The organism is Klebsiella sp. JN_Kp122, from assembly GCF_040062085.1.
Classification (GTDB): domain Bacteria; phylum Pseudomonadota; class Gammaproteobacteria; order Enterobacterales; family Enterobacteriaceae; genus Klebsiella; species Klebsiella aerogenes.
On the sequence record NZ_JBEAHW010000017.1, the window covers coordinates 39938 to 53143 of the forward strand.

At 55.3% G+C, this 13206-nt stretch carries 9 protein-coding genes and 1 pseudogene; 5 read left to right on the forward strand and 5 right to left on the reverse strand.

Annotated elements, in window-relative coordinates:
• The first annotated feature begins 6 nt into the window (after positions 1-6).
• Positions 7-2994 (forward strand): annotated as a pseudogene (locus ABLU78_RS05685) (putative mucin/carbohydrate-binding domain-containing protein).
• A gap of 36 nt (positions 2995-3030) precedes the next feature.
• Here ABLU78_RS05685 and cdaR read toward each other — a convergent pair.
• The 3 genes from cdaR to dgt form a co-directional block, all read right to left on the reverse strand.
• Positions 3031-4188, reverse strand: a complete 1158-nt coding sequence (gene cdaR, locus ABLU78_RS05690) for a DNA-binding transcriptional regulator CdaR (protein WP_020079583.1) — start codon at positions 4186-4188, stop codon at positions 3031-3033.
• A gap of 176 nt (positions 4189-4364) precedes the next feature.
• Positions 4365-5798 (reverse strand): serine endoprotease DegP, encoded by a 1434-nt coding sequence (gene degP, locus ABLU78_RS05695; protein WP_015704441.1) that lies wholly within the window; start codon positions 5796-5798, stop codon positions 4365-4367.
• Between the two features lie 141 nt (positions 5799-5939).
• Complete coding sequence (gene dgt / locus ABLU78_RS05700) at positions 5940-7454, reverse strand: dGTPase (RefSeq protein ID WP_032709913.1); 1515 nt, start codon at positions 7452-7454, stop codon at positions 5940-5942.
• 83 nt (positions 7455-7537) lie between these two features.
• On the opposite strand from dgt, the gene mtnN reads away from it, so the two are divergent.
• The 3 genes from mtnN to ABLU78_RS05715 are packed head-to-tail and all read left to right on the forward strand — an operon-like array spanning position 7538 to position 9687.
• Positions 7538-8236 (forward strand): 5'-methylthioadenosine/S-adenosylhomocysteine nucleosidase, encoded by a 699-nt coding sequence (gene mtnN, locus ABLU78_RS05705; RefSeq protein ID WP_015704439.1) that lies wholly within the window; start codon positions 7538-7540, stop codon positions 8234-8236.
• A complete protein-coding gene (btuF, locus tag ABLU78_RS05710; protein WP_045386066.1) occupies positions 8229-9029 on the forward strand; it encodes a vitamin B12 ABC transporter substrate-binding protein BtuF in 801 nt (266 codons plus the stop codon). Before mtnN ends, btuF begins: the two co-directional genes overlap by 8 nt.
• A gap of 34 nt (positions 9030-9063) precedes the next feature.
• Positions 9064-9687, forward strand: a complete 624-nt coding sequence (locus tag ABLU78_RS05715; protein ID WP_045386064.1) for a TRIC cation channel family protein — start codon at positions 9064-9066, stop codon at positions 9685-9687.
• A gap of 79 nt (positions 9688-9766) precedes the next feature.
• Here the strand turns inward: ABLU78_RS05715 and erpA are convergent, their stop codons facing one another.
• Both erpA and clcA read right to left on the reverse strand, forming a co-directional pair.
• Positions 9767-10111: an iron-sulfur cluster insertion protein ErpA gene (erpA, locus tag ABLU78_RS05720; protein WP_015368181.1), complete on the reverse strand. Its 345-nt coding sequence runs from the start codon at positions 10109-10111 to the stop codon at positions 9767-9769.
• Between the two features lie 81 nt (positions 10112-10192).
• A complete protein-coding gene (clcA, locus tag ABLU78_RS05725) occupies positions 10193-11611 on the reverse strand; it encodes a H(+)/Cl(-) exchange transporter ClcA (RefSeq protein ID WP_015368182.1) in 1419 nt (472 codons plus the stop codon).
• 179 nt (positions 11612-11790) lie between these two features.
• On the opposite strand from clcA, the gene hemL reads away from it, so the two are divergent.
• Positions 11791-13071 carry a glutamate-1-semialdehyde 2,1-aminomutase gene (gene hemL, locus ABLU78_RS05730; RefSeq protein ID WP_048230149.1) on the forward strand — a complete coding sequence of 427 codons (1281 nt, stop codon included), beginning with the start codon at positions 11791-11793 and terminating at the stop codon, positions 13069-13071.
• The last annotated feature ends 135 nt before the right edge of the window (positions 13072-13206 follow it).

The following is a 13206-nucleotide window of genomic DNA, read 5'->3' on the forward strand; positions in this document are numbered from 1 at the left end:
CAAGCTATGACACAGGAAATTGAACAAAAATGTTACACCCTACAATCCGCCACCTGGCTGGATAAGGCGGGTTTTGAGAAAGGACGAAAACACGATCGTCAGGCGCTGGGCTTTATTCTGCCCGCCAATACGGTGCTGAAAATTCGGCAAACCGATCTCAGCAACGGCATCTCGACCCTGCGCCTGATGTGTGATGATAGCGCAGTGGAAAAATCCAGCGCTCTGACCACCAGTTGGACAACGATTAGCACCACCGTCGATTCTGTGCCGTTTGTCGATACGTTGTTTACCGACAGCCCCTGCGAGTTCTCCGTGATTTACCAACAACCCGCGGCGACGAAACCGCTCCCCAGCTGGAAATCAGGACAGTCTGAAGAGACGTTTTTCCTGGATTGGGAGAATAATAAATCGTCTTTCGCGCTGGTGGATCTGGATGTTATCAATCTGCTGTTGCCCTACGCCGACCGCGACAACGCGATGAAAGCGGGATTAGCGTCGTTACACCGTTTTTATAACCACCTTTTCACCAGCTATAACGATTGGGCCGGACTAAGCGAAAATCCCGATTCGCAATGGAATCAGAACGTTGCCAACCGCTACTTTTTGCGGGCGGATAAACATGGCGTCGGTTCGGCTTATTATAATACCAACTGGTGCGCGCAGACCGCCTCAACGGTTGGCGAAGGCTGGCTGGATAACGTCGCCACGCAGTGGGTTATCCTGCATGAAATCGGCCACGGCTATCAGGGTAAATTTATGCAGGATCCCACGCTTTCCGTCAGCGAAGTGTGGAACAATATTTACGCCTCCTTCTATCAACAGCTCACGCTGAGTCAGGATAATCATCTGTATACCGATGGCTGGCTATACAACTACGGTAAGCTGGCCGCGCAGGAAGCACAGTTGGTTAACTATATTACCGACAAGACGCCGGTCACCAGTTGGGGTTTGCGTTCTCGCCTGCAATTCCTGATGCTGATGTTATTCAAAGCAGGTATCGCATCCTTCCGCACCTTTAATCAGAACTATCGCCAACTTGCCAATAGCGAGAGCTTCCAGCAGTCGGATCATCAGCTTGCCGATATGCTGGCAACCGCCATCGCTACCTCCGCGGGATATGATGTGACGCCGTTTATCGAGCTCTGCGGTTTAACGCTGAAAAACGCCACCCGGGAAAATATCGTCTCGCTGGCGACAAAACCGCTCTATCCGCTGTATCGTTTTCTACCGCAAAGCGAATGGGATAGCGCGCGCCAACAGTTAGGGCTGGATTCCTTCTTCTGGCTGGTGGATAACAGCGAACTGGCAATATTAGGCAAAACGGGGGCGCTGACCCTGACGCTGAATATCGATCGCCCGGAGCAAATTTACGGTCAGACGCTGGCTATCAAGGATAATTGCGGCAACCATTATTCACTGGTGATTAATAGTGACGTCCTGACCCTGAAGGACATGCCAATCGGCGTGTATCAGGTCGAACTGCCTAAAGGCCGCTCGCAAAAATATCGCCCGGATATCAGCTATATCACCGTAAAAGAAGGCGCCAATACGGTCACCGTCAACTACGTTCAGCAAAACGATACCAGCGAACGTAACGTGACGATCTCCTTTTTAGGTTATAGCGATGCGCCTTTTGCCCACCTGGATGTTGATTACGAAAACCAGCAGCTTATTCTGAATGTGACCAGCGCCAACCCGCACAGCTACTACCCCGGGACATTGTATGCCGCAGTCAGTGTACTCTCCGCCAACGGTGAAAAAGTGTTTGAGCGTAAAATGAACGGCACCAACTGCGCGACGGGTAAAGTAATTATTCCATTCAGCCCTCACTATCACTTATATATCACCCACATGGAGCCGGGACGGCTGAAAACCTCGCCGGGATATTTAACGCTGGTCGCGCGTGAGAAATACCAACTGATGCGCATTGATGATAATGGCCTGTATAACTTTATTCTCGGCAATAGTCCGGCGGATGACTTAGAGGCGATTTTCGAGCATAACGCTCAGGCTATCCGTACTCAGCCCTCGCTGGTAGCGCAGGAAGAGTGCGTCTGTAAAAACGATCTTTGGCTGATGCTCCCCCATATTGAAGAACCCCGGCGCAGTGAACTGCTTAAAGCGTATGCCGATGTCCTGCCTCAGGATAATAACGATCCGGGCGAGCTAACGGGCAAAAGCGTGACGCTCGATCTCCGCGGCCAGGGCAATAACGAGTTTTGCCAGATCGTTATCGATAATAAACAACGCGCAATGACGGTCGCGACACGGGCCGGCACACCGCACTCGTATTACACCACCCATACCTATGCCAGCATTACGGTTACTGCCGAGGACGATACGGTTGTTTATCAACGCAGCTACGCCGGTGCTACCAACAATCTGGCAAACAGCGAAACGATTACCCTCGCGGAAGGGATGATCATCGAGATTTTCCATGATGAACCATACCGCTCCAGCGCCACTAATGGCACGACCCAAAACGCCGTCACACTGAAACAGCATAACCGCTGGCGCGTGGTGAAAACGGGCCTCAAAGTCTATGCGCTCACGCCTGCTGAACCGGATGAGGAAGCCACTGATACAGAAGAGGAAACTTAGGAGACCACCGCACTGTATGGCGATCGCTTCAGTTGGCAACTGCTTGGCGATGATGATGTTTGCTTTGCCGGGATGGAGATGGATATTGGCAGCGGCGCGTTGACCTTTAGCGCCAATTCGGTGGTACCGAATAAGCACTTTACGACCACTTACGCCACGGTCAATGTCTACAATACGCGTGGTTCGGTGGTGTATCGCCAGTCAATTAAAGGATCGTCGCAGCTTGGCGACTATGTAGATACCGCCATCCTGGATGAGGGCTATACCATTGAAGTCTTCCATGCCGAAGCGGGAAATCGTTCCGTTATTATTAATCCACTCAATGGCAATAGCTGGCAACAACCCAATACCGTCACCTGGCAAGTGACCCCCCGCGGGCTGCAGCGCCTGTAATCCGTCATTTCCACTCCCGCCTGAGGCGGGAGTGTGTCAGCGTTGCTCATCCAGCTGCAATGCAATGTACAGTAGCAGACGGTCGTCAAAACTTCCCAGGTCCAATCCGGTTAGTTCCGAAATCCGATTGAGCCGATACTCCAGGGTATTACGATGAATAAACAGCGCCTTTGAGGTGGCCAACGGCTGCACGTTATGACGAAACCATGCCTGTAAGGTGCGGCGCAACAGGCCGTTGTTATCCATCGCCTTCAGCCGCGTCAGCGGGCGCGCCAGCTCATTGGCCTGCCAGCCGCCGCGCAGGCTATCCAGCAGCACCGGCAGCATCAGATCCTGATAAAAGTAGCTGCGGCTTTCCGGCATCCGCTGCTTCCCTACCATCATCGTCGTACGCGCGGTCCGATAAGAGCGTGCGATACTGCCCGGACCAGTAAAGAAATTACCTAACGCAACGCGGAACTGTAGCTGGCCGTTCTCTTTCATACGGGTAATCAGTTGCTCAACGCGCTTGCAGTGGTCGTCGGCGTCCCAGCGGCCAAAGGCATTTAACGCGGGTTTCAATACCACCATCTCGGTCAACGAGACAATCGCCACCAGGTTGTTGCGATCCGGCGTGGTCAGCGCTGTCTGCAACTGCTGTAGTTCTGCCATCGCGCTATCGACGCCAAGCTGGCCGCTATCAACTTCAATCATCGCCACCACCCGTGGTTGATTGAGGTCGATGCCCAGTCTCTGCGCCCATTCGTTAAGCGCCGGGGTATTTTCTTCCGCCTGAATCAGGTTCATGACCAGTTCTTCACGCAGGCGGCTGTCCTGCGCCAGCAGATGCATCAGCCGCGACTGTTCGAGCATCATCTCCGCGGTCATACACACCAGCTCACCATACTTACGCAGTGATTCGGGCTCGCCGGTTAATCCGATAACGCCGACGATTTCCCCTTCAAGACGCAGCGGCAGGTTAATCCCCTGACGCACGCCGTGCAGATGGCGAGCGACCGCATCATCGATATCAACCACCCGCCCCTGCGACAACACCAGCAGCGCGCCTTCGTGCAATTCACCAATACGCTCACGATCGCCGCTGCCAATAATGCGCCCGCGGGCATCCATTACGTTAATATTGGTATCAATGATGCGCATCGTTCGCGCCACGATATCCTGCGCCATTTTGGTATCAAGATGCCAGCCAGCCATGTAACCCTCCCCTGAGCAGGGCATCAGCATAAAAGAGTGTCTGAAACTACGCACTGTGCATATGCACAAAGCGTGACAGAGAAGTATGGAGTTGTGGGGGGAATCACAGAACTTGCGGGCAGAATAAAAAAAGCCCCTTTCCCGGCACGGGAAAGGGGCTTATGCGCGCTGATAGATTATTGCATCAGCAGGTAGATAGAGGTATCACCACGCTGAATATTCAGCGCCAGTACGGACGGTTTTGCATCGAAGATTTTGCGCAGGTCAGCGATGTTTTTCACCGGCTGCTGGTTAGCGCCGACAATGATATCGCCTTTCTTCAGACCAATCTGCGCCGCCGGCGTGCCCGCTTTCACGTTGCTCACCACCACACCTTTGTCCTGGCCCTTGTTGCTCATTTCCGCGCCTTGAATGCCGTTAAAGATGCTGCTGGAGTCAACCTGGTTCTGATTGCTCTGCTGCAGTTCAACGGTAACGTTGACCGGCTTGCCGTCGCGCAGCAGGCCCAGCTCGACTTTGCTGCCGATAGGCATCGTACCGACCTGCGCACGCAGCGCCGCGAAACTGCTGATCGGCTTGCCGTTCAGGGTGGTAATCACGTCGCCAGCTTTAATACCCGCTTTCGCCGCCGCAGAGCCCGGCATCACCTGGCTTACAAACGCGCCGCGCTGGGCATCAACTTTCATTGCCTTCGCCAGCTCGGAGTTCAGCTCGGTACCCATGATCCCCAGTTCGCCGCGTTTCACCTGGCCAAACTTGACCATCTGCTCGGTCAGGTTTTTCACCATGTTGCTCGGAATAGCAAAGCCGATACCGATGTTGCCGCCGTCCGGAGCAAGGATTGCGGTGTTGATACCGATCAGTTCACCGTTGAGATTCACCAGCGCGCCGCCGGAGTTACCGCGGTTAATAGCCGCATCGGTCTGGATAAAGTTTTCATAGTTTTCCACGTTCAGGCCGCTGCGGCCCAATGCGGAGACGATACCGGAAGTCACGGTTTCGCCGAGGCCGAACGGGTTACCGATCGCCACGGTGTAGTCGCCGACGCGCAGCGCGTCAGAGTCGGCAAGCTTAATCGCCGTCAGGTTTTTCGGATCCTGAATTTGAATCAGCGCGATGTCGGAGCGCGGGTCTTTACCGACGACTTTCGCATCGAACTTACGGCCATCGCTCAGCTGAACTTTAATCGTGGTGGCATTATCGACCACGTGGTTATTGGTCACCACGTAGCCTTTGGCCGCATCAATAATTACCCCGGAACCGAGCGCCATAAATTTCTGCTGCTGCGCGTTATCGCCAGGGGCGCCCTGGCCGCCGCCCTGACAGAATGGAGAGCTCTGGAATGGCGAACCATCCTGGCAGAACGGCGAGTTGTCACCGAAGAATTGCTGGAAGTTACGCGGCATCCGCGGCGTGTTAACAGTCGTGCTGCCCTCAACGTTGATGCTCACCACAGACGGCATCACTTTTTCCAGCATCGGCGCCAGGCTCGGCATCTGCTGCGCAGTGGTCGCCGAGGAAGCCGTTTCAGCCGCGCTCGCAGAGAGCGGGGACAACGCCAGACCTAAACTCAGAGCCAGAGCACTCATTGCTAACGTGGTTTTTTTCATAGGTTTCAATCTCAATTTCAAATTTCGGATAACGAAAAAGTTGCTGTGTACGCACTCTCAGAGTCATTTTATAGCGCGAAGTTCCAGAGTTAAGTTTCGGTAAAAGTAAAAATTTATTGTCCGTCTTTACAAAACTCAGACTTATTCCACCGCCATCAGACGGCGATATTCATCCCACGCATACAAATCCGTCATTCCGCTGATATAGTCCTGAATCAATCGACAGCGGTAATAATACTCCAGCACGGGATATTCTTCGGTATCGCGCGAAAGCTTATTTACCGCCTCCACATAAGCCAACCGATGTCGGGTCGAAAGTTTCTGGAACAACCTCGAAGCAATAGGCAAACTGCGTACCCGATCTTGTTCCACCAATTGGCTGAACTCCTCCAGCGATAATTTCAGTAACGGCTCGTAGATATCCAGCAGTCCGCTGATAACCCGGTAGCCCTGCAATTCCAGCTGTTCAACATCAGGATGACTAAACACCTGTTTTATGGCGACGTTTTTATAAAGTTCAAGTAGCTGACTACAATCGCTGTCGTCCTCTAACAGCGCATGATTAAAATCGCCGCTAAAAATAGCCGGTAAGTTTTCGATAAACCGATGCGCCGCATAAGGCACCAGTTTATTCAACGTATTAACCCGTAAATACATAAAGAACTGATCTTCAGTGCTGCGGCTCAGTGAATTTGCGCGCGATTTCTCCCACGCGTTTTCTACAACTTGGGCGAACAATGATCCTTTTTCATGAGTGCCCCACGCATCATAGAGATGCTGATACAATTGCTCCGCGCTGAATATTCGTTTTTCTACCGCATCTTCGAGGTCAGCAACGCAATATGAGATATCATCGGCAGCTTCCATAATCCACGTTAATGGAAAACGATTGTAAGGCGCCAGATCCAATTCTTTACGCAGCCGCGCGATATACTCTTCTTCGGCTAAATAATAACCAGGTTTTTTCATTAAGTAGCTATGGCTGGCAAGCGTCTCTCCCCGCCACCACGCCGGCCGCGTATATTTCAGAATGCAGCCGACCTGGGTCCAGGTCAGGTTCATACGCATCAGCGTGTGCACCAGACGGATGCCCTGAGCATTGCCTTCAAAGCAGCACAAATCCTGACGCACCTTACGCCGTAGTTCGTTGAGCACCCCTTCGCCATCGTGCAGACGCAGCGCGTCAACCTGGCAGCGATCCTGGCTTAACGGCTGGCTGGCGGCATCTTTCGGCGCCAGCCGTTTGCTGAACCAATCGTTAATTGCCGCCTCGCCAAAATGGCCAAATGGCGGATTGCCGATATCGTGCATCAGACAGGCCATCTCCACCACGCTTTCAAACGGGCCGCTCAGTTCATCCAGACCGTAGCATTCCAGCAGCTTTTGCTCTTTCAGGCGGCTTAGCACCTCTTTGGCGATGTAGCGCCCGACCTGCTGGACTTCGAGCGAATGAGTGAGTCGGGTGCGGACCGCCGCGTTACGCTCAAGTGGAAAGACCTGGGTTTTTTGCTGCAGGCGGCGGATGGCCGGTGAATTGATAATGCGCCCGCGATCGCTTTCAAACACCCGCAGGATCTCGCGTTCCGTCTCTACACCCTGCGGCGAACGGTAGCGCCGACGCCAGTGAATCTTGTTGCGAAAATCAATATTTGCCATAGCCTCTCCCGCGCGAGCAATACGCTTCCCCTTAAGCGCATGATAGACTATGCAGCTAATCCTGACACATCGCGAGTAAATCTATGAAAATTGGCATTATTGGCGCCATGGAAGAAGAAGTTACCCTTCTGCGCGACAAAATCGAGAACCGCCAGACTATCTCTATCGGCGGTAGCGAAATCTATACCGGCCAACTTCACGGTACCGAGGTTGCTCTGCTGAAATCCGGCATTGGTAAAGTAGCAGCTGCCATGGGCGCCACCCTGTTGCTGGAGCGCTGCAAGCCGGATGTGATTATCAATACCGGTTCCGCGGGCGGTCTGGCGCCGACGCTGAAAGTCGGCGACATCGTGGTCTCTGACGAAGCGCGTTATCATGATGCCGACGTCACCGCGTTCGGCTACGAATACGGCCAACTACCTGGCTGTCCGGCGGGTTTCAAAGCTGATGACAAACTGATTGCCGCCGCGGAAACCTGCATTAAGGCGCTGAATCTCAACGCCGTTCGTGGGCTGATCGTCAGCGGCGACGCATTCATCAACGGCTCGGTAGGGCTGGCGAAAATCCGCCACAACTTCCCGCAGGCCGTTGCCGTAGAAATGGAAGCGACCGCCATCGCCCATGTCTGCCATAACTTCAGCATTCCCTTTGTGGTGGTGCGCGCAATCTCTGACGTCGCTGACCAGCAGTCGCATCTTAGCTTCGACGAGTTCCTCGCCGTCGCCGCCAAGCAGTCCACCCTGATGGTGGAAAACCTGGTGCAGAACCTGGCGCGTGGCTAAGTCGCTACAGAAGGCGTTAACCGCCCTGCTGTTACTCGCCCCGGCGTGGCTTTTCGCCGCGCCGCGGGTGGTGACGCTCTCCCCGGCCAATACCGAATTGGCCTTTGCTGCCGGCATTACGCCGGTCGGCGTCAGCAGTTATTCCGACTACCCTCCCGCCGCGGCGAAAATCGAACAAGTCGCCAGTTGGCAGGGAATGAACCTTGAACGTATCGTCGCTCTGAAGCCCGATCTGGTGCTGGCATGGCGCGGCGGCAATGCCGAACGCCAGGTGAATCAGCTCAGTTCGCTGGGAATCAAAGTTATCTGGGTTGAAACCGGTTCGATTGAGCAAATCATCAGCGCTCTGCGGATGCTGGCGCCGTGGAGCCCGCAGCCGGAAAAAGCCCGTCAGGCCGCACAGGCGATGCAAGACGATTACCAGGCGCTAAAAGCCCGCTATGCCAACGCGCCGAAAAAACGCGTATTTCTGCAGTTTGGCGCCAACCCGCTGTTCACCAGCAACAGCGCCTCGATCCAGAATCAAGTATTGAGCCTGTGCGGTGGGGAAAATATTTTTGCCGCCAGCCGCGTTCCCTGGCCGCAGGTCAGCCGCGAACAGGTGCTGTCACGGCATCCGCAGGCGATCGTCATCACCGGCGATCCTGATAAAATTCCCGCCGTGGACCGCTATTGGCAAAATCAGCTCACAATTTCGCTCATCGCCTTACATAGCGACTGGTTTGAACGCGCGGGCCCACGTATTATCCTTGCCGCAAAACAACTCTGTACTGCGCTTGAGCAGGTAAAATAACCGCCTGGCAGCAGGCTTTTAGCGGGAACTGACGATGCTTGTCTATTGGCTGGATATTATTGGCACAGCCGTATTTGCTATCTCCGGCGTATTGCTGGCAGGAAAATTACGCATGGACCCTTTCGGCGTGCTGGTATTAGGCGTGGTTACCGCCGTGGGCGGCGGGACTATCCGCGATATGGCGCTGGCCAATGGCCCGGTGTTCTGGGTAAAGGATCCGACCGATCTGGTGGTAGCGATGGTCACCAGTATGTTAACGATTCTACTGGTCCGCCAGCCGCGGCGCATGCCGAAATGGGTACTGCCGGTGCTGGATGCCGTCGGCCTGGCGGTGTTTGTGGGCATCGGCGTGAATAAAGCCTTTATTGCCCATACCGGCCCGCTGGTAGCGATCTGCATGGGCGTGGTCACCGGCGTCGGCGGCGGGATTATCCGCGACGTGCTGGCGCGAGAAGTTCCGATGATTCTGCGCACCGAAATCTACGCCACCGCCTGCATTGTCGGCGGTATCGTGCACGCGACGGCGCACTATACCTTTCAGCTGTCGCTGGAAAACTCGGCGATGTTAGGCATGATGGTGACGCTGGTAATACGCCTGGCGGCGATTCGCTGGCACCTGAAGCTGCCGACCTTTGCGTTGGATGATAACGGACGGTAATAAAAGCAAAACGGTAACCTCATGGTTACCGTTTTTCGTGTTCGTTGCTCTCTGTGGCAGAGGGCTGGTATGACTATCTTTAAACGCTGAACGAGGAGCCGCAGCCGCAGGTGCTTTTCGCGTTCGGGTTAGTCACGATGAAACGTGAACCTTCCAGGCCTTCGGTATAGTCGACGGCGCCGCCAACCAGATACTGCAGGCTCATCGGGTCAACCACCAGGCCGACGCCCTGTTTCTCGATGGTCATATCGCCTTCGTTGATCTGATCGTCAAAGGTGAAGCCATACTGGAAACCGCTGCAACCGCCGCCGGTGATGTACACGCGCAGTTTCAGGTTCGGATTATCTTCATCCGCAATCAGATGTTTTACTTTATTCGCTGCGGCTTCGGTAAATTCCAGCGGCAACGCTACGTCATCACTCATTTTTTGCTCCCATTGATACTTCCGGCCGATTAAAGAATAACCGGACCTTTTGAGCCATTATCTAATACCCTGGTAAATCGTTCAAGTATTCTCCCGGGGTACCTGCTGCGCTTTCGCCGCCTCTTCGGCCTTCTGTTTCGCCAGGGTACGCTGCAGAATGGTCGAATACAAAGGCTTACCTCCGAGGAACTGCGCCAATAGTGTTGCCCCAAGGCAGGTAATAATCATTGGCAAAATGAGCTGATAGTTATCGGTCATCTCCAGCACCAGTACAATTCCGGTGAGCGGCGCGCGTACCGAAGCCGCCAGCAACGCCCCCATCCCGGCGATAGCGAAGGTACCGGCATCCAGATGATAGGAGGGAAACAGCGGGATGGCAGCCATGCCGAATGCCGTTCCCAGCAGCGTGCCGAGCGCCAGCATCGGGGCGAAAATCCCTCCCGGCGCGCCGGAAGAGAAACACAGCAGCGTGGTAATGACGCGAGCAATAAAAATGAACAGTAGCAGCCCAACCGAGAAGTTGCCGGCTGCGGCGATCGGGATAAGGTTAAAACCGCCGCCCACCGCGGTCGGCTGCATCAGGCCCAGCAGGCCGCAAAGGCCGCCGATAAGCCCGCCAATCAACACCCATTTTTTGATATTGCCGCCGTGGAAGCGCTGGAACATATCCTGCGTCCGCAGCACCAGAGCATTAAACAATGGCCCGAAACAGCCAAAGATCATGCCCAGCACCAGATACAGCCACAGGGTATTCACCGGCGCATTGCTTAACTTGCCGACTTCGATAATCGCCCCTTCGCCGTTAAAAATACGAAACACGATGCTCGACATGATCACGCCGGTAAACACGGCTTTAATCGAAATCAGATTGTAGCGGAACTGCGGGCGCATCTCTTCGATGATAAAAAGGATGCCCGCCAGCGGCGCGTTGAAGGCCGCGGAGAGGCCTGATGCCGCGCCGGTGGCCAACAGCGTGTGCCGCGCTTCCGGGCTGCGCAGACGAAACACATCCACCACCATGCGCCCGATATTGCCGCCAAGCTGCACCATCGGCCCTTCGCGCCCCAGCACCATCCCGGCGCCCAGCGTCCCCATACCACCGATGAATTTTACCGGTAGCACGCGCCACCAGCGTACCGGGCGCAACTCTTCCAGCGCGCCTTCGATTTCCGGGATCCCGGAACCGCCGGCCTCCGGCGCAAAGCGGCGCACCAGAAAATAGCCAACCATCGCCAGCAGCCCCGACAGAATGAAGGCCAGCGGCCAGACGAGGTACCAGTGGTCCGCCACCTGCACTAGGGCGCCAATTCGCTGGTTCTGCACCCAGTTCACGCTCTTTTCAAACGCCACGCCCACCAGCCCGGCCAGCGTGCCGACCACCGCCGCCATCAACAATACCGCCAGCGGCGTTTTGTCGCGTTGAATCAAACGGCGGACCGCATCGCTACGGCGCACGCGAACAAACTGATGTGCTTCAAAAGAGGGAGTTTCTGCTTTCATGCCATTATCATTTATTGGTAATACAAATGAGAAGAGAGGCATTCTAGCCGCCTCCGCGCCGCGCGTCGCCAAAAAATTGTTTCGTCCGCTTAATGTTTCAATTGGGCAAAACTTTCATAACCTTCATGGAATAACTTAGAATAGCCCGATAACTTTATTCACGAACCAGGATCCTGGCCATGAGCAAATCTGAAAATCTGTATAACGCCGCCCGCGAACTTATCCCCGGCGGCGTCAACTCGCCGGTCCGCGCCTTTACTGGCGTCGGCGGCACCCCGCTGTTTATTGAACGTGCGGATGGCGCCTACCTGTACGATGTCGATGGTAAAGCTTATATCGATTATGTCGGTTCCTGGGGCCCAATGGTGCTGGGTCACAACCATCCGGCCATTCGTAATGCGGTGATTGAAGCGGCAGAGCGCGGGTTAAGCTTCGGCGCGCCAACCGAAATGGAAGTCAAAATGGCGGAACTGGTTACCGAACTGGTACCGACCATGGATATGGTGCGCATGGTAAACTCCGGCACCGAAGCCACCATGAGCGCCATTCGCCTGGCGCGCGGCTTCACCGGCCGCGACAAAATCATCAAGTTCGAAGGATGCTACCACGGCCATGCCGACTGCCTGCTGGTGAAAGCCGGCTCCGGCGCGCTGACTCTCGGCCAGCCGAACTCGCCGGGCGTACCGGCGGATTTCGCGAAGCATACCCTGACCTGCACCTATAACGATCTTGCCTCGGTACGCGCGGCGTTTGAGCAATATCCGCAGGATATCGCCTGTATCATCGTCGAACCGGTGGCCGGCAATATGAACTGCATTCCGCCGCAGCCGGAGTTCCTGCCGGGCCTGCGCGCGCTGTGCGACGAGTTTGGCGCGTTGCTGATAATTGACGAAGTGATGACCGGCTTCCGCGTCGCGCTGGCGGGCGCCCAATCTTATTACGGCGTGGAGCCGGATCTGACCTGTCTGGGTAAAATCATCGGCGGCGGTATGCCGGTGGGCGCTTTCGGCGGTCGCCGCGAGGTCATGGACGCGCTGGCGCCGACCGGTCCGGTATACCAGGCCGGTACGCTGTCAGGCAACCCTATCGCCATGGCCGCAGGCTTCGCCTGCTTAAGCGAAGTGGCGCAGCCGGGCGTGCATGAAACCCTGACCGAGCTGACCAATCAACTGGCGGATGGCCTGCTGAACGCGGCGCGCGAAACCGGGATCCCGCTGGTGGTGAATAATGTCGGCGGCATGTTCGGCATCTTCTTTACCGAAGCCGAAACCGTCACCTGCTATCAGGACGTGGTGAAGTGCGATGTTGAACGTTTCAAGCGTTTCTTCCACCTGATGCTGGAAGAAGGGGTTTACCTCGCCCCGTCGGCGTTTGAAGCCGGCTTTATGTCCATCGCCCATAGCGAAGAGGATATCAACAACACTATCGATGCCGCGCGTCGGGTGTTTGCCAAACTGTAAGGTATTTGAATGCCTGGTAGCGCAGGGGTTTTCCCGGAGGCGGCGCATTGCGCCTTATCCGGGCTACCAAATCGCACAGCGCTGTAGCCCCGGTAAGCACTAGCGCCACCGGGGATTTTCCCGGAGGCGGCGCAT